The organism is Dactylosporangium cerinum (assembly GCF_042653625.1).
GTDB classification, from domain to species: domain Bacteria; phylum Actinomycetota; class Actinomycetes; order Mycobacteriales; family Micromonosporaceae; genus Dactylosporangium; species Dactylosporangium cerinum.
In genome coordinates, this window is record NZ_JBHSIU010000024.1 from 51,191 (window position 1) to 72,291 (window position 21,101).

Consider the following 21,101-nt stretch of genomic DNA (forward strand, 5'->3'; position numbering starts at 1 on the left):
TCGCTTCTCAGTGCCACCTCAGGTTGCATAGAATGCCTGCGTGAGCCTCACCGAACGCAAACGCCAGCTCGTCCGCGACGAGCTGACCGAGGCCGCACTGAAGCTGCTCGCCTTCCAGGGCTTCGAAGAGACCACCATCGACCAGATGGCCGCCGCGGCGGGGGTGTCCCGCCGCACGTTCTTCCGGTACTTCCAGTCCAAGGAAGACGTCATCGTCGAGTTCCTCAGCGACCTGGGCCGCAAGCTCAGCCACAGCCTGTCGACCCGCCCCGCGACCGAACCCCCGCCGGTAGCCCTGCAGAACGCGCTGCGCGTCTTCACCGACACGTTCTGGGAGCACCCGGAGAAGTCACAGCGCCTGGCGAACGTGATGGTGAGCACGCCGGCGCTGCTCGCCCGATACCTGGAACGCCAGGTCACCTGGCGCGCCACCCTCTCGGCGGAACTGGCGGTCCGCATGGGCGTCGACCCCGATGCCGACCTCCGCCCGGCGGTGCTGGTCGCGGTCGCGTTCGCCGCCTTCGACACGGCACTGATGCGGTGGGTGGCACAGGGCTCGACCACGGACCTCAACACCCTGCTGTCGGAGTGCTTCGCCACCGCGTTCCCCGCCTGACCCCGCCGGCCCTGCTGCGGTCCGCGTGGGTTTTTCGACCAGACCTTCAAATATTCGCCCAACGTTGCGGGGACTTGATGGCACCGCCCGGCCGCTGGCGCGTCCGTGCGACAGAGTGGCGTGGTCACCCTGACAGCCGTCTCGCGGTGATCCCAAGCCAGGTCCGACCTCACATGATCCAGGTCCGTCGAGGTCATCATTCGGTGCTCCAACACCGTCGACAGCAAGAACGAAAACCATCGATCACTGGACCGGTCGGTACCAGCGCTCCCGAACAGAAATCCTGAACTACCCGGTGGATTACCCCCCGTGGGGCAACAGTGATTCACCGGGTAGCGAGGATGCACCGGGTTGTTCTGCGGGTCCGGAGCGGCAGTCTTGCACTACCTGGTGGATCAGTGGTCGCGGGCGACCACTGATCCACCAGGTAGTTCGAAACGTCGGGTCCGGCGTGGGCGGGGCGGGGAGATTGCGGCTTTTGTGACTGGCGGCGGTGTGGCACCACCGAATGACGACCTCGACGGCGCTGGATCATGTGAGTGCGGACCTGGCTTGGCATCACCGCAAGACGGCACGAACCGGGACCACGCCACCCTGTCGCACGGACGCGCCAGCGGCCGGGCGGTGCCATCAAGTCCCCGCAACGTTGGGCGAATATTTGAAGGTCATGCTGACCAGAACCCGCGGACCGCAACCAAGCGGTAACCAGCGAACCGGCCGACAACCCAGAACGGCACCAACCCGGAACCCGTCAACCCGCGGGACGATCCACAGCGGTCCACGGATCCTTCGGTGCCGCGTCCACACCCGCCGGGCACGACCGCCGGTAGTCGCACCACGAGCACTGCGGCCCGGGCGCCACCGGGAACGCCTCGTCGGCCGGGGTGCCCCCGGCGAGCGCGGCGTCCGCGGCGGTGATGTCCGCGGCCGTCGCCTCGGCCCGGCGCAGGTGGCGGGCCAGGGAGTCGTCGGTGTGGTCGTGGGCGGCGACGGTGCCCGTCGGCAGGTGGTGCAGCTCGACCCGGTGGCACGGCTTGCGGAACACGCGGGACGCCGCGATCGCATACAGGGCGAGCGCACGGGAGCCGCGGGCGTCGTCGGGGGTGAGGCCGGAGCGGCCGGTCTTGTAGTCGACGATGACGAGCTCGCCGCCGCGCTGGTCGATGCGGTCGACGCGGCCCGACAGGGCGAGCGTGTCGGTGCGGGCGGCGACGGTGCGCTCGACGCCGACCGGCTCGTCGTGCGGGTCGAGACCGTCCACGTAGGACTCGAGCCAGCCGAGGGCCCGGCGGAAGACCTCGCGCTCCTGGGCGTCGTCGCGATAGCCCTCGGTGACCCAGGTGGCCTTCAGCAGGGCGGGCAGGGCGCCCCGCTCGCGCCGGGCGGGGTCCAGCGCATACCAGCTGCGCAGGGCCGTGTGGACGGACGCGCCGAGCGAGTTGTGCGCCCACGGCGGGCCCTTCGGCGGGGCGGGGCGGTCGACATAGGTGAACCGGTAGCGGCGGGGGCAGTCCTCGTAGCTGCCGAGTTTGCTGGGCGTGCAGGTGAACAGCCGCTTGGGCGGGGCGAAGAGGCCGAGCTGCTCGTTGTCCACGCCCCGCATCCTGCCACCGGGGTACGACAAAACCTCAATGGGGTGAATGCAGGTACTCGGTGACGAAGGCGCCGATCGCGTCGGCCAGCAGCTGCACGGCGATCGCGGCGACGAGGAGGCCGGCGATGCGGGTGACGACCTCGATGCCGCTCGGGCGCAGGATGCGCACCAGGATGCCGGAGAAGCGCAGGACCAGGTAGACGATGGCCATCACGGCGACGATGCCGACGGCGATGGCCAGGTAGCCCGACCACGACGACGTGCGCTGGACGAAGAGCATCGTGGCCACGATCGCACCGGGGCCGGCCAGCAGCGGGGTGCCGAGCGGCACCAGGGCGACGTTGGAGGTGACCTCCTGGCGGGGGTCGTCGGTCTTGCCGGTCAGCAGCTCCAGGGCGACCATCAGCAGCAGCAGGCCGCCGGCGCCCTGCAGGGCGGGCAGGTCGATGTGCAGGTAGGCGAGGATCTGCCGGCCGACGAGGGCGAACGCCACGATGACGCCGAACGCGAGGGCCACCGCCTGCAGGGCGGCGCGGTTGCGGTGCTTCGCGGCCATCGATCCGGTCAGTGCGAGGAAGATCGGCACCGCGCCGGGCGGGTCGAGGATGACCAGCAGGGTTACGAACACTTCGCCGAAAAGCTTGAGATCCACAACCCGGATTGTCGTGGTGCGCCCGCATCGAGCGGAAACCAGGGTCTTGACGCCATCGAACGGCGCCCCTACGTTCCCCATGAACAGCAAACTTTCCTTACAGTCATGGAGGGTTCATGGGCAGACGCTCCGTCCTGGCCGGGTTGGCGGTGTCGCTGACGCTCGCGTCGCTGGCAGTCGTGCCCGGCACCGCGTCGGCGCACACCGCGCCGCATCAGGACCAGTACAAGCGCGTCGGGTACTTCATCCAGTGGGGCATCTACGGCCGCCAGTACTACGTCAAGAACCTCGAGACCAGCGGCCAGGCCAAGAACCTGACCCACATCAACTACGCGTTCGGCAGCGTGGACGCGACCGGCAAGTGCGTCTCCGCCGACCCGTGGGCCGACTACCAGCGCCCGGTCTCCGCCGAGGAGAGCGTCGACGGGGTCGCCGACGCGCCGGGCCAGACGCTCAACGGCAACTTCAACCAGCTGCGCAAGCTCAAGCTCAAGCACCCGGGCCTGAAGGTGCTGATCTCGCTCGGCGGCTGGACGCTGTCGGCGAACTTCTCCGACGCGGTGCTGACCGACGCGTCCCGCAAGGCGCTCGTCAAGTCCTGCATCGACACGTTCTACTCGACCGGCGTCTTCGACGGCTTCGACCTCGACTGGGAGTGGCCGGGCTCCGAAGGCAACCCGGGCAACGTGATCCGGCCCGAGGACAAGCAGAACTTCACGCTCCTGCTTGCCGAGTTCCGCAAGCAGCTGCCCAAGAAGGCCACCCTGACGGCGTTCCTCCCGGCGAACCCGGCGAAGATCGACGCGGGCTTCGAGGTCAACAAGATCTTCAAGTACCTCGACTTCGGCACCGTGCAGGGCTATGACTTCCACGGCACGTGGGAGCCCCAGGCCAACCAGCAGTCCGCGCTGTTCGTCCCGCGCGGCGCGCCCACCACCCCGGACTTCAGCGGCGCCACCACGCTGAAGGCCTGGACCGACCGCGGCGCCCCGAAGAAGTCCCTGGTCCTCGGCATCCCGTACTACGGGCAGGGCTGGACCGGCATCACCAGCACCGCCAACAACGGCCTGTTCCAGACCGCGACCGGCCCCGCGCCGGGCACCTGGGCCGCCGGCAACGAGGACTACAAGGTCCTCGCCACGCTGCCGCAGCAGGGCTACACGGTGCACCGCGACCTGCTCTCGGGTCACGCATGGCTGTTCAACGGCACCACCTTCTGGACCTACGACGACCAGCTCACGGTCGCGCAGAAGTCGCTGTACCTCCGGTTCAACGGCTACGGCGGCGCGATGGTCTGGTCCCTCGACGGTGACGACGCCAACGGCACGCTCACCAAGACGATCGGCACCGTGCTGAAGTAAGGAACTGCCTGGGCCGCCTTCAAGGGCGAAGGCGGCCCAGGTGCACGTCGATCCCGTCGAGCACCCGTGAAAGCCCGAACTCGTAGGCGCGTGCCGGATCACCCGCGCCGTACTCCTCCCCGGCCGCCTGGCCCACCCGCGCCGCCGTCGGGAACCGTGCCGGGTCGAGGACCTCCCCGAGCAGCGGCGCGTAGGCGCCCCACCACTGCTCCTCGCTCATCCCCGTGCTCTGCTCGGCCTGGTCGGCCTGGACCACCGCGCGCACGGCCCCCGCGACGTAGTTGAGCACCAGGCTGAGCAGCTGGTCCGCGTCCACGTCCGGGATCTCCAGCGACTCGAAGGCGCGCAGCTCGAAGTCGTACTTCGCGATCACGTTCGGCCCGAGCACGGGCCGGCTCGTGGCCACCTGCAGGAGCCACGGATGCCGCCGGTACAACATCCAATTCTGGGAAGCGGTCTCGAGGAGTCGCTCCCGCCACCCCGTTGCCGTGAACGCCGGCCGGACGGCCTCGGCGCTGACCGTGTCGACCATGACGTCGAGCAGCTCGGCTTTGCTGGGGACATAGGTGTACAGCGACATCGCCGTCACCCCGAGCTGCTCCGCGACGCGTCGCATGGACACGGCGGCGAGACCTTCGGCGTCGGCCAGCGCGATCGCGGCGGCCGTGACGTCCCCGACGCTGAACTTCGCCTTCGGGCCCCGCCGCGACGGCGCCGCGGTCCCCCACAGCAGCTCGATGCTGCGCCTGGGATCGCCGGCGCCGCTGTACTCCGTCGTCACGCGATCACGTCGGATCCCGTGGCGGCCTCGACGATCTGGTCGAACACGGCGGGTGCGGTGGTCCGCGCGCCGAGGCGGACCGTCTTGTTGGTGCCGTGGTAGTCGCTGGAGCCGGTGACGACCAGCCCGAGCCGGTCCGCGAGGGCCCGCACGTGCGCCCGCTCCGCCGGGGTGTGGTCGGTGTGGTCGGCCTCGACGCCGAAGAGCCCCTCGAAGGCCATCTCCTCGATCACCTCGTCGGGGACGACGGGGCCGCGGGCGCTGGCCCGCGGGTGCGCGAAGACCGGCACGCCACCGGCCTCGATGACCAGCCGGAGCGCCACGAAGACGTCGAGGTCCTCCTTGCCGACCCGGTACCGGTGGCCGAGCCACTCGGGCAGGAACGCCTCCGACACCGTGTCGACGAGCCCGCGGCGCATCAGCGCCTGCGCCAGGTGCGGCCGGCCGACGGTGCCGCCGCCGGCATGTTCGAGGACCTCGGCCCAGGTCACGTCGATCCCGTCGGCCCGCATGAGGTGGACCATGCGCTCGGCGCGGGTCTCCCGGGAGGCGCGGATGCGGGCCAGCTGGCCGGCGAGCGCGACGTCGGTCGGGTCGAAGAGGTATGCGAGCAGGTGCAGCGAGATCGGCCAGGGTCCGCCGTGCCAGCGGCACGACAGCTCGGCGCCCGGCACGAGGGTGAGCCCCGGGGGCCGGGCGGCGATCGCGGCGGGCCACCCGGACGTCGTGTCGTGGTCGGTCAGCGCCATGACGTCGAGCCCGGCGGCGGCCGCCTCGGCGACCAGCTCGGCCGGGCTCGACGTGCCGTCACTGGCCGTCGAGTGACAGTGAAGATCGATCCGCACTCATCCAGAGTAGAGCGGTTCGATCAGCACCACGCCCTCGCTCTCGGCGAGCGGCTCCGGGGTGTCCGCCTCCGCCGACGTCGGGATGATCGCGCGGAACTTGCCGCCGCTGTCCACCACGAACGTCGTCGGGTTCATCCACACCGTCTTCGTGGTGACCTTCAGCGCCCAGGTCTTGGCCTTGGCCGCCGCGTCGGTGAAGATCTTCGTCAGATCGAGCACCGCCACCTGCTTGAGACCCTCGACGGGATAGGCGAGCCACTGGCCGTCCGGGGAGACCCGGCCACCGCCGGCCTTCGCCGCCATCGGCAGCCCGCACCGGCGCTGCGCGACCTTGAACGGCTGGCCGAGGGTGAGCAGGGCCAGGCACATCGGCGCGTTGTTGTCGACGGGCTTGACCTCGGCGTAGACGCTGTGCGTGTCGGGGTGCGTCCCGAAGATCCGCACGACCGTCACGTCCCACGACTCCTTGTAGGCGCGGCCCGAATACCAGACGTCGAAGCCGGCGCCCTCCTCGCGGCCGATGACCAGGTCGGAGCCGACGAAGGTGACCGGCACCGCGGTCTGTGGCACGTCGATGCTCGCCTGCTCGGTGAGCCCCTGCTCGGCGGGGGCGGACTTGTTGACGTTGGTGGTGGCGCCGGGCGTGGTGGTGCGGGCGGCGACGGTCATCCTGCCCTCCTGCGCCCAGGCGACCTTCTTGCCGTCCTTGGCCACCGCGATGTTCGACGCCTTGTCGACCAGGACCTTCTGGTTGTCGTGCTCGTCCTGCAGCACCAGTTGCTTGTCGCCGTCGGACTCGGTGTTGACGACCAGGTAGCCGTCCTTCGCCTTGTACGCGGCGGCGACGTTGCCGTTGTCGGGCAGCTTCAGGCGCACGGTCTGCGACTGCTGGCCCTGCCCGCCCTGCCCGTCGATCGCGTCGACCTCCCGGGACTCGGCCGGCGGCGCGGTCTGCGTGTTGGGCGTCGCCCTGGGCTCGGAGGCCTGCGTGCCGAGGTCGGACTGGGCGACGGTGTTGGCCGGCCCGCCCGGGGAGACGACGTGAAAGGTGGCGACGGCCGCGACCGCCATGACGATGAACGCGGCGAACCCGGTCACCCCGGCCCGCCGCCGGCGGCGGATCCGTCCGGCGTTGCGGATGGCGACGTCGGCGATGTCGTCCAGCGACCTCGGCGGCTTGGTGCCCGCCTTGGCCGCGAACGCCTCGCGGAGCGCATCTTCGATCATGGTCACGTCACCAGTCCCACTTCCACCGACCCGGAGGTCTCCACCAGGACGGCCTCCCGTTCGGGCGTGCCGCGCTCGTCGTCGCGCGCGGGCTGCTCATCCGGTTCCACTTCCACTGCCTGTGCGGTCTTCGCCGGCACCGGGGTCTTGTCCAGCACCGGGGTCCTCGCCGGTGCGGCGGGCCGCAACCGGACGGTCGGCGGCCTGGCGGGCCGGGCCGCGGGCTCGATGCCCTCGGCGCTGAGCCGCAGCCGCAGCGTCGCGAGCGCCCGGGACGCCTGGCTCTTCACCGTGCCGACGGACACGCCGAGCAGGCGCGCCGTCTCCGCCTCCGACTGGTCCTCGTAGAAGCGCAGGACCAGCACGGCCCGCTGCCGGTTCGGCAGCTCCCGGACGTGGCGCCACAGGGCGTCGCGTTCGAGGCTCTCCTCGACCCGGTCGGCGGCTGCCGACTCCGGCAGCACCTCCGTGGGGCGTTCACCGTGCCACCGGCGGCGCCACCAGCTGGTGGAGGTGTTGACCAGCACCCGGCGGGCGTAGGGCTCGACCGCCTCGATGTGGCCCAGCCGCTTCCACGCGAGGTAGGTCTTCGTCAACGCGATCTGCAGCAGGTCCTCGGCGGTCGCCCAGTCCCCGGCGAGCAGGTACGCGGTGCGCAGCAGCGCACTGGACCTGGTCTCGACGAAATCACGGAAGTCTTCCTCACGGAACCCCGCCTCATCCGGCACCGCCGCTCCCTCCCCCGCTCCGCCCACCAGGCAAGACGCGGCAGAGGGGCGGCACGGTTGCACCCCGGACGGAAATTTTCTAAGTGCCGTCGTCCTCGACGCCGGCTGCCCGGCCCAGGCGGGCCTCGACGGCCTCGGGCTCGTACATCTCTTCGACGATGCGTAGATAGAGCTCATTGGGATTCGGCAGGTTGCGGATGTTGCGCAACGCCTGGTCCTGGCCGGCGGACTCCAGCTCGAAATGCCCGTAGCCGAACATGCGGCCGGTCAGCGACTGCACGTATTTCATGTCGGTGACCCGCAGCAGCGGCATCATGGCGACATTGCGGGTGAAGATCCCGGAGACCACCATCACCCGTTTGTTGGTGAGGATGAAGCGGTCATACCACCAGTCAGCGACCCGCCAGGCGCAGTACAGGATCACGACGGCCCAGATGATCAGCACCGCGGTGCGCAGCTGCGTCTGGTTGTGCTTGGTCAGCCAGCCCGCGATGTAGCCCATCGCGATCGTGGCGGCCACCGCGATCCCGCCCTCCTTGGCGAGCTGGATCCAGTGCCGCTTCCACTCGCCGCGGAACTTCTCGGTCGGGAAGAGATACCGGGCCGCGTGCCGGCTGGCCTCCTCGTCGAGGGGCGCCATGCGGCTGCCGGGCGGCACCGAGGGGCCGGGGTCGCCGGCGCGCAGGCCGGAGAACTCATCCTCGGTGAAGGTCGGCGGGCCTTCGTCGGCGTAGTAGTCGTCGCGGCCGTAACCGCCGAGCCTGGCCGACTGCGCACCGTCGGTGTAGGGGTCGGGGTCCGCGTAGTCGTCGGGGTCGGGGTCGGTGGGACGGGCCCGCGGGATCGGCTCGGTGTCACGATCTTCCCAGCGGCGGGCGCCCGGTTCTTCAGCGGAAGGCTCAGGCCCGGTGGTCATCGCAGTCAGGCAACCAGACTGGAGAAGAAGTCCCCGAAACCGGTGGCAATGTCCATGATGCCGCCGCCGATGGACTTGAAGACCTCAGCCGCGGACTGCGGCCGATATGCCACAAAGAAAATGAGGAAAGCGATGCTTCCCCAGGTGAGGACCTTTTTGACCATTGCCGTCAATCCCCTCCCCGCAGCGTCGTGCACAGCACTGCGGCGAACTCAGCGTATCAGTTGCACGGCACACGGTGAATGTGCGCCGCGCCGACAGCGACCCCATCGACCCGAGGGTTGATCCTAGTCGTGTCCTTCTACGCCTTGCCGTGAAGATACGGCGACGGCGCGCCGTAAACGAGGTGGGTTGGCACATCATCGGCCAGGTCGTGCAGGTCGAGCTCCTCCTCCAGGAGGTAGCCCGCGGCGGCCGGCCACGTCACGACGTACAGCCACACGCCCATGGCCTCGCCGACATACGCGCAGCGGTCCTCCGGCGACTTGGCCATCCACAGCGGCGTCGGCCAGCCCGCGGTGCGGACCTTGGCGTGCGCGGTCGTGGTGGCGATGTCGCCGTCGAAGAAGGGGCCGGGGTCGGTGCCGGGGATGCCGGCGAACCGGGTGCCGAGCCCCACCCCGGGCTCCTCGGCGATGATCACGCAGTCGGCCGGGCCGTTCTCGACCGGACCGGGACCGCTGCACGCGACCGCGGTGGCCCGCACGCCGGAGCGCTCATCGCCGACCCAGCCGACGCCGGTCACCGTCCAGCCCGACGGCAGCGGCCACGGGCACCACATCGGCATCGGCCGCCGATCGCCGGCGCGGTGCGCCGCAGCGATCAGCCTCGCCTTCGCCGACTCGACGATCTCCGGCCCGATGTGCTGCGCGACGTGCAGCGGCAGCACCCCGCCGTCCTCATCGCACCTCCATTCGGAGTGCATGAGGTCCGGTGGCCGCACCGGGCCGCCACAACGGGGACAGCTGACTGCGACGCCCATGTACCCACGGTAATGGGTCCTATGGGCTGTTGTCGCCGTACACCCGGATCCAGGCGTGCATCGCGATCCCGCTGGCGACGCCGGCGTTGATCGACCGGGTGGAGCCGAACTGGGCGATCGAGTACACCGCGGCACATGCCTTGCGGGCAGGTTCCGACAGGCCAGGGCCCTCCTGACCGAAGAGCAGCACGCACCGGCGCGGCAGATCGGCCCGTTCGAGGGGCAGGGCGCCGGGCAGGTTGTCGATGCCGATCACCGGCAGATCGTGCGCCGCGGTCCAGTCGAGAAACTCCTCGACCGTGGAATGGTGCCGCACGTGTTGATAGCGGTCAGTGACCATGGCGCCGCGCCTGTTCCAGCGCCGGCGCCCGACGATGTGCACCTCGGCGGCGAGGAACGCGTTGGCGTTGCGGACCACGGTGCCGATGTTGAGGTCGTGCTGCCAGTTCTCGATGGCGACGTGGAAACCGTGCCGGCGGGTGTCGAGGTCGGCGACGATCGCCTCGAGGCTCCAGTAGCGGTAACGGTCCACGACATTGCGCCGGTCGCCGGCCGCCAGCAACTCGGGGTCGTAGTGCGTCTCCGCAGGCCAGTCACCAACCCACGGCCCCACGCCGACTTCGTCTTCGTTGTGCATCTACCGTGAATCCCCGGGCCGGCACTCATTCACCCTGTGGCGCTCACCCGATACGCTACGTTCCTTGCAATCGCAGACCCAGAGGGGATTGGCGAAAATGGTCAAGAAGGTCCTCACCTGGGGAGGCATTGCCTTCCTCATCTTCTTCGTCGCGTATCGGCCGCAGTCAGCGGCCGAGGTGGTCAAGTCCATCGGCGGTGCGCTGATGGACATCGCCGGCGGCTTCGGCGACTTCTTCGCCAGCCTCTTCGGCAGCTGAAGCACCGGAAGCCGCCACCTCCCCGGGGGCCGGGTCACCCCGCTTGAGCAGCCGTCGCGCCCAGATGACGGGCGTGACCTTCTCCAGCGGCAGGAAGCTGGCCATCGCCACCTGGTGCGGGATGAACGAGATCGTGATCAGGCAGAAGGTCACGATGTGGAAGGCGTAGAAGCCGGCGACCATCGCGTAGCGCAGCTTCGGCTTCACGACGAACACCAGCGGGCTGAACAGTTCGAAGCCCACGATGCCGATCTGGCCGGCGGTGGTGAAGCCGGGGATGCCGAGCAGCCAGTGGGCCAGCTGGGTGCCGCGGCGGATGAACGACCGGGTCAGCGTGGCCCCGGTCAGCCAGGCGAGCCCGCCGAAGCGCAGCTTGGCGATGGAGGCCAGGAAGTACGTGCAGATGACGCCGACCTGGGTGAGCCGCAGCGCCCAGCCGCCGGCCTCGGTGGCCTCCTTGTCGCCGTGCCGGGCCCGGCCCGCGGCCGGCAGGACGGCGAGCGCGACCAGCAGGCCGAACCGGTCGTGGTCGATCTTGCCGTAGCTCATCGCGATGATCATCCATTCGAAGTACAGGATGAACACGCTCCAGCCGAGCAGCCGGTGCGCCCGGCCGGTCGCCGCCGCGAGGGATAGCGGGATCAGGGCCCAGTAGATCGCGCCGGCCACCAGCGGGGTCGGTGTGGGCAGCGGCAGGAGCTTGCCGATGACGAGCGGCTGGTAGAGGTTGCCGGGCAGGTCGCCGTGGCTCTTGACCCACGCGCTGAAGAACACGACGTCGAGCGCGACGAAGACGTAGATCAGGGTGCGGAAGGCGGCGATGCGCCCCTTCGGCACGGGCTCGAACAGCCAGCCGCGCAGCGCTGTCCCGGCCTTGTCCGCGGCCCTGCTCGCGGGATTGGTCGTGGGCTTGCCCGCGGGGTTGGTCGCGGGATTGCTCGCGGCCTCGTCCGCGGCCCTCGTCACGGCTTCCACCTCGCCAGCACGACCTCGGTGACCTCGCCGGTCGGCTGCGCGTTGCGCAGGTGGTGCTGGACCTCGACGATGTCGACCTCCACCAGTGGTGGCCGGCCCGGGTTGCGGGCGGCGTAGGCGTCCTGGACCGAGCGCAGCAGGCTCGGGTCGGCCTTGAAGCGGTCGATCTGCGCCTCGATCTCGGCCCGGCGGACCCCCGCGTTGCGCTCGTCGAGCACGATCCGCGCGCCGGTGGCGTCGACCCCGTCGGTGCGCAGCACCATGATCGGCGCATTGGGGTTGTCGGCGATCGCGAACATCTGGAACGGGGCGAACGGGAACCAGAAGTCGTTGCCGGCGACCGTGCCGGCAAACGTCAGCACGACGACCACCAACGTGGCCGCCACCCGCGTCGCGCGCCCCCGCGCACTCAACCGTTCCATCGCCGCCGGACTTTACCGTCCGCCGTCTCGCCGCCCGACCCACCACTACGCTCTGTAGTGAGACAACCGACACACTCCGTAGTCGCTACGCTCAATTTCGTCTCATTTCTATAACTGTGATCTGCGTCTCTATACGGAGCGTTGCCTTCGGCGCCAAGATACTCGTCACAGAGCGTGGGCGGCGGGTGCCAGGGAGGGCCCCGCCGCTCACTGCGTCTTTGTCACACTCGGCTGAATTTCACGGCCGCACCCGGCATGCTTGCAGACCCCACAACGACGAGGGAGTGCGAGATGCAGTTCGGCCGGTATTTCGAGGAGTTCGAGGTCGGCGCCGTCTACCGGCACTGGCCGGGCAAGACGGTCACCGAATCCGACGACCACCTGTTCTGCCTGCTGACGATGAACCATCATCCGCTGCACCTCGACGTCCACTACGCCGAGACGTCGACACAATTCCAGCGCAACGTGGTCGTCGGCAACTACGTCTATTCGATCCTGCTCGGCATGTCGGTGCCCGACGTTTCCGGCAAGGCGATCGCCAATCTCGAGGTCGAGTCGCTACGGCACACCGCGCCGACCTTTCATGGTGACACCATCTACGGCGAGACCACGGTGCTGGACAAGCGCGAGTCGGAGTCCAAGGACGACCGCGGCGTGGTCACCGTCCAGACCAAGGGTTACAAGCAGGACGGCACCCTGATCTGCGTGTTCAAGCGCAAGGTCATGGTGCCGAAGAAGTCGCACGCCGGCCCGGAGATGCCGAGCTTTCCGGCGCCCCGCGGATAAACGCGCTTGAGGAGGACGGCCGTGGGTTTGCTGCGCAGGCTGCTGGGGCGGGAGCCGGCATGGGTCGAGCGCTGGGCCGTGTATCCCGGCGAGATCGGCGACGGGCTGGCGATGTACAACATCGACCTCGGCGCGGTCGAGGCCGCCCCGGTGGCGAGGCTGCCGCAGCGCCTCGACGTCGACTTCACCTATGCGGGTGACGGCACCAGCGGCATGCCCGCCGACGCCGAGCTGGGGGTCATCCACGCCCTCGACGAGGCCGTCCGGCAGGCGCTGCGCGGGCTCCGCGGCGCGATGGTCGGCCGGGTCGTCACGGCCGGCACCGGCCGCATCACCGGCTACCTGCCCGAGGGCGCGACCGCGCCGGCGCTGCCCGACTTCCCCGCGCTGTCCCCCGTCGCCACACTCAGCTCGGACCCGGGCTGGACCCGGGTCCGGGAGGAACTCACCCCGGACGCCTGGCAGCGCAACATCATGGACGACAACCAGGTCGTGCAGGAGCTCGAGGGGCACGGCGACCGGCTCAGCCAGCCCCGGCCGGTGGAGTTCCTCGCGTACTTCCCCGCCACCGACCACGCCGAGGCGGCCGCCGAGGACCTGCGCAACCTCGGCTTCGCGGTCACCGTCGAGCGCGGCGACGAGGCCGACTTCATCCTGCAGGCGATCCGGCGGGACGCGGTCGAGCCACCGGCGCTGCACGAGGTGACGTGGGAGGTCAGGGGCGTCGTGGAGCGTCACGACGGGGTGTACGACGGCTGGGGTTGCATGGTCCAGGCCTAAGGCGGGTTTGGAGGCCAGCCGGATGAGAAGGTTTGCCCAGCCCACCCGACCGGCGTCCACCGGCGCGACCCGCTACTGGCGGCCCAGGGCCCGCGCCAATTCCCTACCGATCTCGTTGACGAACTCCCGCTCGGCGAGCAGGACCTCGACCCCGCCGAGCCGGATCACACCGGGCCGCCATGCGGTCCGGCCGACACTGGCCGCGACGTCCATCAACCACTCGCCGTAGGCGAGCGCGACATCCGCGCCCAGCCGTCCGGCCAGCATCCGCACCGCCGCGCCGCACTCCGCAAGGACCCCCGCGCGGTCCAGTGGCGCCGCGTCGGTGGCCTGCTCGGCGAAGATCGCCGCGACGACGCCCCGGACCAGCAGCGCCCTGGAGCGCTGGCCGGCCGCGATGGCCTCGACCCCGGCGACGGCGTCGACGTTGTCATCCCCGGCGCTGGCGACGACGAGGACGAGGCGAGGAAGCCGGACGAGCCGGTCCCACTCGTGCCGGTGCAGCGGCAGGTCGACCCCGGCGCTGGGCTGGCTCGGTGTGGGCTGGCTCGACATGGCGTACCTCCCACCGCGAGCGTATGCCGAAAAGTCCGACCCAGCCGCAAATCTGCGGGTTTGCCCCTGCCGTGGCTGATCTTGTCCGGCGGGTGCTCAGCGGCCGGCGCGGGCGGGGTGGTTCGGCGGCAGCGCGCACGCGGCGGTCCCGCCGGGCATCCGGTGCCGGTTGCGGGCGACCCACCGGTACACCGGCCAGGCAAGGGCCGAGACGGGCCGCAGCCCGAGGATCGCGCCGGCGGGCCGCCACAGCAGCCGCCCGGCCAGGCCGGGCGCGGTCTTCAACAGGTCGGCGATCGCGACCGGGCCGGCGGTCGGGGCGCGGCCCGCGGTCACGTACTGCACCGCGGCGCCCGCCTGCTCCTCGGTGACGCCGAGCGCGTCCAGGTCGGTGAACTGCCACGCCACGACCTGCGCAGCGGGCCTGATGCGGTTTTCGATGAACCGGGCGCATGATGAACAGAAGGCGCAGTCACCGTCGAAGACGAACGTCGGCCTATGCATGACTCCATCATGGATCATCCGTGCGCCGCCGCAGTGGTGAGCCCGGACACCGGTTGGGAATGCTGGTAAGGGGTACGTGGTTACAACGGTGCGTACCCGACCGCCCGAAAGGATCGGACAGACATGGCAACCGTAGAACTGACCGCCGAGAACTTCGCCGAGAAGGTCGGCGGCGAGGGCATCACCCTCGTCGACTTCTGGGCCGAGTGGTGCGGGCCGTGTCGGGCCTTCGCACCGACCTACGAGAAGGTCTCGGAGAGCAACCCTGACCTGATCTTCGGCAAGGTGGACACCGAGGCACAGCAGGAACTCGCGATGGAGTTCCAGATCCGCTCGATCCCGACGCTGATGATCGTGCGGGACGGCGTCGCGGTGTTCTCGCAGCCGGGCATGATGCGCGAGCAGCAGCTCGAGTCGCTGATCAAGCAGGTCCGCGAGCTCGACATGGACGAGGTGCGGGCCCAGATCGCGGAGCACACCGCCGGCCAGCACGGCGACGCCAAGACCGACGCCAAGGCCGACGCGAAGGCCGACGCCAAGCTGGCGGAGGAGGCCCCCGAGAAGGCCACTGAAAAGGCCGCCGAGGCCGCGCCCGCGAAGGCTGAGGCCGCGGAGGCCGAGCCGGCCGGGGTCACGGAGCGTCAGAACACGGTCGAGGAAACGGTCGAGGCGTAGCTTGCGGTTCGTTCGTACACGTGTTCGAATGCAGGTGTGCGATGGGACAACCTGAAGGCATCTGGCGGTCCCGACACCGGTGACGCCGGGACAGTGCGAGCCCTGCCGCTCGCACTGCCCGGGGCCGTCGCCCGCACCTTCGACACCCCGGAGTTCCGGGGTGTCACGTTTTACGAGGTGCAGGCAAAGTCCCTGGTCAACCGGGTGCCGGGACGGTCCCGCGTGCCGTTCGAGTGGACGATCAACCCGTATCGGGGCTGTTCGCACGCGTGCGTCTACTGCCTCGCCGGCGACACCCCGATCCTCATGGCCGACGGCACCACCCGGGCCCTGGCCGACCTGCGGGTCGGCGACTCGATCATCGGCACCGTGCGTGACGGCCGGCTGCGCCGGTATGTCCCGACGACGGTGCTCGCGCACTGGTCGACCGTCAAACCGGCGCACCGCGTCACCCTCCACGACGGCACGACGCTGGTCGCGTCCGGCGACCACCGGTTCCTGTCCGACCGTGGCTGGAAGCACGTCACCGGCGCCCGGCACGGCCGGGCCCGCCGGCCCCACCTGACCACCGCCAACCGGCTCGCCGGCTTCGGCGCCCTGCCCGAGCGGCCCGCGGAGTCACCGGGCTACCGGCGGGGCTATCTCTGCGGTTTCGTGCACGGCGACGGGCACGTCGGCCCGGTCGCCCCCGCCGCGCTGCGCCGGGCCAGGACCTATGCCACGGCGTGCGGCGGCCTGCACGCGATGGCCGCCGACGACCGGGAGTTCGCGGGCGCCAGCGTCCGCGACGCGAGCGCCGTCCTCGACTGGCCCGACGTGCCCGCCCGCGACTGGCGGCAGGGGTTCGTCGCCGGTCTGTTCGACGCCGCCGGCCAGCTCGGCCCCCGCGAGCACGGCGGCCTGCCCGCCTTCGACGTGGTCGACAAGGTCGTCGTCGACTGGCTGGTCGAGTGCCTGTCCGTGCTCGGGTTCGCCACGGTGACCGACGGCACCCTGACCAGGGTGCTCGGCGGGGTCCGCGAGCGGGTGCGGTTCGGGCTGATGTGCGCCCCGGTCACCCCGACCGGCACCGCCGCCGGTGAGCTCGTCCGCGGCGACGACGGGCTGCGGGTGACCGCGATCGAGCCGCTGGGCGTCGACGTGCCGATGTTCGACATCACCACCGGCACCGGCGACTTCATCGCCGGCGGGGTGGTCAGCCACAACTGCTTCGCCCGCGGCAGCCACACCTACCTGGACCTCGACGCCGGCCACGACTTCGACTCGCAGATCGTGGTCAAGGTCAACGCCGCCGACGTGCTGCGCCGGGAGCTCGCCGCGCCGTCCTGGCCGGGCAAGCACCTGGCGATGGGCTCCAACGTCGACTGTTACCAGCGGGCCGAGGGGCGCTACCGGCTCATGCCCGGCATCATCGCCGCCCTGCGCGACCACGCCAACCCGTTCTCGATCCTCACCAAGGGCACCCTCATCGCCCGCGACCTCGACCTGCTGTCCCAGGCCGCGGCCGTGACCAGCGTCAGCGTCTCGATGTCGATCGGCTTCCTCGACGAGCCGCTGTGGCGTTCGGTGGAGCCGGGCACGCCCAGCCCCCGCCGCAGGCTCGACGTGGTGCGGCGCTTCGCCGACGCGGGCTTCGCGGTCGGCGTCCTCATGGCCCCGATCCTGCCCGGGCTCACCGACACCGCGGAGTCGATCGACGCGACCGTCGCCGCCCTCGCCGCGGCCGGCGCCGCCAGTGTCGTGCCGCTCCCGCTGCACCTGCGCCCGGGCGCGCGGGAGTGGTATCAGGCCTGGCTGACCCGCGAGCACCCGCACCTGGTGCCGCGCTACCGGCAGCTGTATGGCGACGGCGCATACACCGGCCAGGCCTACCAGCGGGAGGTTGCCGCGCGGGTCAGGCTCGCCGGGCGCCGCCACGGCCTGCCCACCGGCGGCACCGGCACCACCCGCCAGCCGTCCGCCGGACCCGCGCCGGAGCCGTCCGTCCCGGTGCCGCCGGCCGCCACCGCGGCCCCGGGACGGACATCGACGGCCCCGGCCGCACCGGTGGCACCCGCGGAAACCGCCGAACAGTTGTCGCTGCTGTGATCGACGGTCAGGAAACCGTCAGCTTGCGTGCTTAAGCTCGGTCGTATGCGTGCTCGTGCCGGTGACTTCCTGGTGCTCCTCGCGCCGACCGTGGTGGTCGGCGTGCTGGTGCCGGTCGTGACCAGAGACGACCCGGGCGCCTACGTGCCGGTGCTGCTCGTGCTGCTGATCATCGCCACGATCGGCATCGCGTTCGGGTTGATCCTGCTGGCGCAGACGACGCGGGGGCCCTCGACGTTCGCGGTCGTGGTGTGGCGGGAGCAGCCGGCGTTCCGGATCCAGCCCAGCTTCCGCCGGCAGTGCGTGTTCTACGGGGTGCTCGGCGCCGCGCTGGTGCTGATGGCGTTCAACGGGTTCCGCGTCGGGCACGTGTCGGTCCTTCGCGTCATGTCCTACGGGATCATCGTCCTCACCTCGCTGTTCCTGCTGATCATGTCGGTCCGGATGCTGCGCAGCGGCCCGCTCCTGCTCACCGCCGAGGGGATCGCGATCGACGGCGGGCGCTCGTTCGTGCCGTGGGACGCCCTCGACCTCACCTCGGAGCCCGGCACCTGGGCCGTCGGCAGTCCGGAGCTGGTGCGGGGGCGGCGGGTGCGGGAGTTCCGGCCCGGCGAGGACGTGCCGCTCGAGGTCTCGCTGTACTTCCTGACCCGGGTCGTCGACCTCTACGCCCGGCAGCCGGAACGCAGGGCCGCCATCGGCACCCCGGCGGAGCTGGAGCGGCTCCGGGGCACGCTCACCCGGCAGGTCACCTGACCGCGGCCGCCGGGCGGGGCACCGTGGACCTGTGCGGACACCGGCCCGGCGAGCGGCGGTCACCCTCGTGGCCGGCGGCTGCGTCTACTACCTGATCCCGCTGCGCCTGCTGCGCGCGACCGGCGACTGGGTGCAGGCCGGCGCCGCCGCGGTCGCGTTCGCCGTGCTGGTCACGGCCTTCCGCCGCCAGCTGCACAACTCCGTGCGCGGGGCGGGCACCGGGGCACGACTCGAGACGCTGGTCAATCTCGTCATCGTCACCGTGTTCGCGTTTTCGCTGGGGTACGTCCTGCTGGCCGGGCACGCGAACCAATTCGCCGGACTGGAGACAAAGACCGACGCGCTGTACTTCACCCTGTCGACGCTCGCGACCGTCGGCTTCGGGGACGTGCACGCGGTCGGGCAGGCCGCCAGGATCGCGGTCAGCGGGCAGATCGTGTTCAACCTCGTCTACGTCGCCGCGGCCGTCGCGGTCTTCACCGGCGGGATCCGGCGCCGGCTCGGGTCTGAACGGGTGACGCAACCGGTGGATCGGAGTCCGTAGCCTATGGCCATGACCGCGCCGCGACGCAACCCGCTGAACTGGTTGTGGGTTGCCGTCCCTCCCGCCGTGACGCTGCTGGCCGGTGGCCTGCTGCTGGCGTTCGGCGGGCCGTCCGGCAGCTCGCTGCTGCTGCCGTTCATGCTGGCCAATGTCGTCGTGCACGGCGGCAACTTCGCGGTCAACGAGCTGCGCCGCCGGGAGGAGGCGCCGGCGCGTCCCGGCTGGGAGTTCCACCGGCCGTTCCGGGAGGGCTGCGCCCGGGTCGGGCGGCTCTTCGCGGTCGCCTCGGTCCTGCTCGTCTGGGCGCTGCTGATCGACGCCGGTCCGCTCGTCGCGGCCGTTGCGCTCGCCGTCGTGGCCGCGCTGGTCACCAGCGGCGCGCGCGGCCTGATGCGGCTGGTCCGCGGCACCCCGACCGTCCGGCTCAGCGACGCCGGCGTGCGGGTCGGGGCACGGTCGTACACCTGGGACACGATCGAACGCGTCGAGCTCAACGGCGACCGCTGGCACCCCCGGGTCGACCTGCTGCTCGCCGGGCGGTCCCGGCCGGTGACGGTGCGACCGGAGGACGTCGACGGCAACCTGCTGTTCCTGCTCGACCTGATCGGCTACTACGTGGCGCACCCGGACCGCCGGACGGCGATCGGTTCGCCGGCCGAGGCGGTCCGGGTCCACGCCCAGCTCCTCGGCGCGCGCCTGTCGGCGGGGCTCACCGGCGGCCCGACCCCGATCCCGGCGCTGTAGCCCGGCCGCGGGCCGGGGCACAACCCGCGCGCTACCGTCGAGGCATGCGCAGCGCTGAGCAGATCCTGCGGGAATCCACGACCATCGCCGTCGTCGGGGCGTCGAGGGACCCGCGGAAGACCGCCCACGCGGTGCCCCTGGCGATCCAGCGGCGCGGCTGGCGGATCATCCCGGTCAACCCGTACGCCGACGAGATCTTCGGCGTACAGGCGTACCGCAGCCTCGCCGACATCCCGGAGCCGGTGGACTTCGTCAACGTGTTCCGCCCGTCCCGGGACGCGACGCAGGTGGTCAAGGACGCGATCGCGATCGGCGCGCCGGCGGTGTGGCTGCAGCAGGACATCGTCTCGCCCGAGGGGCGGGCCCTGGCCGAGGCCGCCGGCGTCGACTACGTCGAGGACACCTGCATCGCGGTGGTGCGGGCGGTGCACGCGATCAGCGGGCCCCGTACTCCTTGAGCAGGCCCCGGCTGATGATCGTCTTCTGGATCTCGCTGGTGCCCTCGCCGATGAGCAGGAACGGCGCCTCGCGCATGAGGCGTTCGATCTCGTACTCCTTGGAGTAGCCGTAGCCGCCGTGGATGCGGAAGGACTCCTGGACCACCTCGGCGCAGTACTCGCTGGCCAGGAGCTTCGCCATGCCGGCCTCGACGTCGTTGCGCTGGCCCGCGTCCTTGAGCCGGGCGGCGTTGACCATCAGCGCGTGCGCGGCCTCGATCTTCGTCGCCATCTCGGCCAGCTTGAACGCGATCGCCTGGTGCTTGACCAGCTGCGCGCCGAAGGTCTGGCGCTGCTGGGCGTAGGCGATCGCCAGCTCGAACGCGCGGATCGAGATGCCGCACGCCCGCGCCGCGACGTTGACCCGGCCGACCTCGATGCCGTCCATCATCTGGTAGAAGCCGCGACCTTTTTGCGGAGCGCCACCGAGGATCGCGCTGCCGGGCACCCGGACGTTGTCGAGGACCATCTCGGTCGTCTCGACGCCCTTGTACCCCATCTTCTCGATCTTGCCCGGGATGGTGAGCCCGGGCAGCGCCTCGTTCTCCCCGAAGCCCGGGGTCTTCTCCAGCAGGAACGTGGTCATGTTGCCGTACACCGAGTCGGCGCCGAGGTCGGTCTTGACCAGCGTCGCAACGACGGAGGAGTACGCGCCGTTGGTCAGCCACATCTTCTGGCCGTTGATGACGTAATCGTCGCCGTCGGGCACCGCCCTGGTCCGGATCGCCGCGACGTCGGACCCGCAGCCGGGCTCCGACATCGAGAACGCGCCGCGGACCTCACCCGCGGCCATCCTCGGCAGGAGGCTCGCCTTCTGCTCCGCCGAGCCGTGCTGGGCGACGAGGTACGCGACGATGAAGTGCGTGTTGACGATGCCGGACACCGACATCCAGCCCCGCGACAGCTGCTCCACGACCAGGGCGTAGGTCAGCAGCGACTCGCCGAGACCGCCGTGCTCCTCGGGGATCGTGAGCCCGAACAGGCCCATCTCGCGCATGCCGTCGACGATGTCGGCCGGGTACACGTCGCCGTGCTCGAGGTGCTGCGCGTGCGGGATGATCTCCTTGTCGACGAACTCCCGCACGGTCTCGAGGATCGACTGCTGCACGTCGGTCAGACCGGGCGTCTGGGCGAGGCGGGCCATGGTTGACCTCCATTGGTCAGCGGCGTCACA

The 21,101-nt window shown here is 70.5% G+C and carries 24 protein-coding genes and 1 pseudogene; 10 read left to right on the forward strand and 15 right to left on the reverse strand.

The features are described from left to right. The first annotated feature begins 40 nt into the window (after window positions 1-40). A complete protein-coding gene (locus ACFPIJ_RS21970) occupies window positions 41-616 on the forward strand; it encodes a TetR family transcriptional regulator (RefSeq protein WP_380117044.1) in 576 nt (191 codons plus the stop codon). A gap of 751 nt (window positions 617-1,367) precedes the next feature. On the opposite strand, the gene ACFPIJ_RS21975 is transcribed toward ACFPIJ_RS21970, so the two are convergent. Continuing rightward, on the reverse strand, window positions 1,368-2,219 hold the full coding sequence (locus ACFPIJ_RS21975) for a RecB family exonuclease (protein WP_380117045.1): 852 nt from the start codon (window positions 2,217-2,219) through the stop codon (window positions 1,368-1,370). A gap of 25 nt (window positions 2,220-2,244) precedes the next feature. Then, window positions 2,245-2,862 carry a MarC family protein gene (locus ACFPIJ_RS21980; protein ID WP_380117046.1) on the reverse strand — a complete coding sequence of 206 codons (618 nt, stop codon included), beginning with the start codon at window positions 2,860-2,862 and terminating at the stop codon, window positions 2,245-2,247. A gap of 116 nt (window positions 2,863-2,978) precedes the next feature. On the opposite strand from ACFPIJ_RS21980, the gene ACFPIJ_RS21985 reads away from it, so the two are divergent. Continuing rightward, a complete protein-coding gene (locus tag ACFPIJ_RS21985) occupies window positions 2,979-4,223 on the forward strand; it encodes a glycoside hydrolase family 18 protein (protein WP_380117047.1) in 1,245 nt (414 codons plus the stop codon). Between the two features lie 19 nt (window positions 4,224-4,242). Here the strand turns inward: ACFPIJ_RS21985 and ACFPIJ_RS21990 are convergent, their stop codons facing one another. The 10 genes from ACFPIJ_RS21990 to ACFPIJ_RS22035 form a co-directional block, all read right to left on the reverse strand. Next, the gene (locus ACFPIJ_RS21990) at window positions 4,243-5,004 is read right to left on the reverse strand and encodes a TetR/AcrR family transcriptional regulator (RefSeq protein ID WP_380117048.1); all 762 of its coding nucleotides are present in this window, start codon (window positions 5,002-5,004) and stop codon (window positions 4,243-4,245) included. Next, window positions 5,001-5,849 carry a PHP domain-containing protein gene (locus ACFPIJ_RS21995; RefSeq protein WP_380117049.1) on the reverse strand — a complete coding sequence of 283 codons (849 nt, stop codon included), beginning with the start codon at window positions 5,847-5,849 and terminating at the stop codon, window positions 5,001-5,003. Before ACFPIJ_RS21995 ends, ACFPIJ_RS21990 begins: the two co-directional genes overlap by 4 nt. After that, window positions 5,850-7,079 (reverse strand): hypothetical protein, encoded by a 1,230-nt coding sequence (locus ACFPIJ_RS22000; RefSeq protein ID WP_380117050.1) that lies wholly within the window; start codon window positions 7,077-7,079, stop codon window positions 5,850-5,852. A gap of 2 nt (window positions 7,080-7,081) precedes the next feature. Continuing rightward, complete coding sequence (locus tag ACFPIJ_RS22005) at window positions 7,082-7,807, reverse strand: SigE family RNA polymerase sigma factor (RefSeq protein ID WP_380117051.1); 726 nt, start codon at window positions 7,805-7,807, stop codon at window positions 7,082-7,084. A gap of 79 nt (window positions 7,808-7,886) precedes the next feature. Beyond that, window positions 7,887-8,723, reverse strand: coding sequence for a PH domain-containing protein (locus ACFPIJ_RS22010; protein ID WP_380117052.1), 837 nt, complete (start codon window positions 8,721-8,723; stop codon window positions 7,887-7,889). A gap of 5 nt (window positions 8,724-8,728) precedes the next feature. Beyond that, window positions 8,729-8,887, reverse strand: coding sequence for a hypothetical protein (locus tag ACFPIJ_RS22015; protein ID WP_203853873.1), 159 nt, complete (start codon window positions 8,885-8,887; stop codon window positions 8,729-8,731). A gap of 137 nt (window positions 8,888-9,024) precedes the next feature. Next, window positions 9,025-9,705, reverse strand: coding sequence for a DUF6758 family protein (locus tag ACFPIJ_RS22020; protein ID WP_380117053.1), 681 nt, complete (start codon window positions 9,703-9,705; stop codon window positions 9,025-9,027). Window positions 9,706-9,724: 19 nt separating this feature from the next. Beyond that, window positions 9,725-10,342 carry a TrmH family RNA methyltransferase gene (locus tag ACFPIJ_RS22025; RefSeq protein ID WP_380117054.1) on the reverse strand — a complete coding sequence of 206 codons (618 nt, stop codon included), beginning with the start codon at window positions 10,340-10,342 and terminating at the stop codon, window positions 9,725-9,727. A gap of 166 nt (window positions 10,343-10,508) precedes the next feature. Then, window positions 10,509-11,567: an MFS transporter permease gene (locus ACFPIJ_RS22030; RefSeq protein WP_380117055.1), complete on the reverse strand. Its 1,059-nt coding sequence runs from the start codon at window positions 11,565-11,567 to the stop codon at window positions 10,509-10,511. Then, window positions 11,564-11,998, reverse strand: coding sequence for a hypothetical protein (locus ACFPIJ_RS22035; RefSeq protein WP_380117056.1), 435 nt, complete (start codon window positions 11,996-11,998; stop codon window positions 11,564-11,566). Before ACFPIJ_RS22035 ends, ACFPIJ_RS22030 begins: the two co-directional genes overlap by 4 nt. A 291-nt stretch (window positions 11,999-12,289) precedes the next feature. Here ACFPIJ_RS22035 and ACFPIJ_RS22040 point away from each other — a divergent pair, with 291 nt between their 5' ends. Continuing rightward, window positions 12,290-12,784 carry a MaoC family dehydratase gene (locus ACFPIJ_RS22040; protein ID WP_380117057.1) on the forward strand — a complete coding sequence of 165 codons (495 nt, stop codon included), beginning with the start codon at window positions 12,290-12,292 and terminating at the stop codon, window positions 12,782-12,784. Between the two features lie 21 nt (window positions 12,785-12,805). Then, window positions 12,806-13,564: a DUF695 domain-containing protein gene (locus tag ACFPIJ_RS22045; protein WP_380117058.1), complete on the forward strand. Its 759-nt coding sequence runs from the start codon at window positions 12,806-12,808 to the stop codon at window positions 13,562-13,564. A 72-nt stretch (window positions 13,565-13,636) separates the two neighbouring features. Here ACFPIJ_RS22045 and ACFPIJ_RS22050 read toward each other — a convergent pair whose 3' ends face one another. Further along, the gene (locus ACFPIJ_RS22050; protein WP_380117059.1) at window positions 13,637-14,119 is read right to left on the reverse strand and encodes a hypothetical protein; all 483 of its coding nucleotides are present in this window, start codon (window positions 14,117-14,119) and stop codon (window positions 13,637-13,639) included. A gap of 96 nt (window positions 14,120-14,215) precedes the next feature. Next, on the reverse strand, window positions 14,216-14,623 hold the full coding sequence (locus ACFPIJ_RS22055) for a thiol-disulfide oxidoreductase DCC family protein (protein ID WP_380117060.1): 408 nt from the start codon (window positions 14,621-14,623) through the stop codon (window positions 14,216-14,218). Between the two features lie 123 nt (window positions 14,624-14,746). Between ACFPIJ_RS22055 and trxA the strand changes: the two are divergent. The 6 genes and pseudogenes from trxA to ACFPIJ_RS22085 all read left to right on the forward strand — a co-directional run. Then, a pseudogene (gene trxA / locus ACFPIJ_RS22060) lies at window positions 14,747-15,100 on the forward strand (thioredoxin); the annotation flags it as partial. A 234-nt stretch (window positions 15,101-15,334) separates the two neighbouring features. Next, the gene (locus tag ACFPIJ_RS22065) at window positions 15,335-17,386 is read left to right on the forward strand and encodes an intein-containing Rv2578c family radical SAM protein (protein WP_380117061.1); all 2,052 of its coding nucleotides are present in this window, start codon (window positions 15,335-15,337) and stop codon (window positions 17,384-17,386) included. 45 nt (window positions 17,387-17,431) lie between these two features. Further along, entirely contained in the window at window positions 17,432-18,142 is a 711-nt protein-coding gene (locus ACFPIJ_RS22070; RefSeq protein ID WP_380117062.1) for a hypothetical protein, read from the forward strand. Window positions 18,143-18,173: 31 nt separating this feature from the next. Beyond that, window positions 18,174-18,686, forward strand: a complete 513-nt coding sequence (locus ACFPIJ_RS22075; RefSeq protein WP_380117063.1) for a potassium channel family protein — start codon at window positions 18,174-18,176, stop codon at window positions 18,684-18,686. 9 nt (window positions 18,687-18,695) lie between these two features. After that, window positions 18,696-19,430 carry a hypothetical protein gene (locus ACFPIJ_RS22080; RefSeq protein WP_380117064.1) on the forward strand — a complete coding sequence of 245 codons (735 nt, stop codon included), beginning with the start codon at window positions 18,696-18,698 and terminating at the stop codon, window positions 19,428-19,430. Window positions 19,431-19,474: 44 nt separating this feature from the next. Then, the gene (locus tag ACFPIJ_RS22085) at window positions 19,475-19,888 is read left to right on the forward strand and encodes a CoA-binding protein (RefSeq protein ID WP_380117065.1); all 414 of its coding nucleotides are present in this window, start codon (window positions 19,475-19,477) and stop codon (window positions 19,886-19,888) included. On the opposite strand, the gene ACFPIJ_RS22090 is transcribed toward ACFPIJ_RS22085, so the two are convergent. Continuing rightward, window positions 19,866-21,071, reverse strand: coding sequence for an acyl-CoA dehydrogenase family protein (locus ACFPIJ_RS22090; RefSeq protein ID WP_380117066.1), 1,206 nt, complete (start codon window positions 21,069-21,071; stop codon window positions 19,866-19,868). The two genes, ACFPIJ_RS22085 and ACFPIJ_RS22090, sit on opposite strands and share 23 nt — an antisense overlap. Window positions 21,072-21,101 lie beyond the last annotated feature (30 nt).

Coding starts and splice junctions, on each gene's coding strand:
- ACFPIJ_RS21975 (WP_380117045.1), bottom strand. CDS start 2,219: ATGCGGGGCGTGGACAACGAGCAGCTCGGCCTCTTCGCCCCGCCCAAG.
- ACFPIJ_RS21985 (WP_380117047.1), top strand. CDS start 2,979: ATGGGCAGACGCTCCGTCCTGGCCGGGTTGGCGGTGTCGCTGACGCTC.
- ACFPIJ_RS22000 (WP_380117050.1), bottom strand. CDS start 7,079: ATGATCGAAGATGCGCTCCGCGAGGCGTTCGCGGCCAAGGCGGGCACC.
- ACFPIJ_RS22010 (WP_380117052.1), bottom strand. CDS start 8,723: ATGACCACCGGGCCTGAGCCTTCCGCTGAAGAACCGGGCGCCCGCCGC.
- ACFPIJ_RS22015 (WP_203853873.1), bottom strand. CDS start 8,887: ATGGTCAAAAAGGTCCTCACCTGGGGAAGCATCGCTTTCCTCATTTTC.
- ACFPIJ_RS22020 (WP_380117053.1), bottom strand. CDS start 9,705: ATGGGCGTCGCAGTCAGCTGTCCCCGTTGTGGCGGCCCGGTGCGGCCA.
- ACFPIJ_RS22025 (WP_380117054.1), bottom strand. CDS start 10,342: ATGCACAACGAAGACGAAGTCGGCGTGGGGCCGTGGGTTGGTGACTGG.
- ACFPIJ_RS22035 (WP_380117056.1), bottom strand. CDS start 11,998: ATGGAACGGTTGAGTGCGCGGGGGCGCGCGACGCGGGTGGCGGCCACG.
- ACFPIJ_RS22040 (WP_380117057.1), top strand. CDS start 12,290: ATGCAGTTCGGCCGGTATTTCGAGGAGTTCGAGGTCGGCGCCGTCTAC.
- ACFPIJ_RS22050 (WP_380117059.1), bottom strand. CDS start 14,119: ATGTCGAGCCAGCCCACACCGAGCCAGCCCAGCGCCGGGGTCGACCTG.
- ACFPIJ_RS22055 (WP_380117060.1), bottom strand. CDS start 14,623: ATGCATAGGCCGACGTTCGTCTTCGACGGTGACTGCGCCTTCTGTTCA.
- ACFPIJ_RS22070 (WP_380117062.1), top strand. CDS start 17,432: ATGCGTGCTCGTGCCGGTGACTTCCTGGTGCTCCTCGCGCCGACCGTG.
- ACFPIJ_RS22080 (WP_380117064.1), top strand. CDS start 18,696: ATGACCGCGCCGCGACGCAACCCGCTGAACTGGTTGTGGGTTGCCGTC.
- ACFPIJ_RS22085 (WP_380117065.1), top strand. CDS start 19,475: ATGCGCAGCGCTGAGCAGATCCTGCGGGAATCCACGACCATCGCCGTC.
- ACFPIJ_RS22090 (WP_380117066.1), bottom strand. CDS start 21,071: ATGGCCCGCCTCGCCCAGACGCCCGGTCTGACCGACGTGCAGCAGTCG.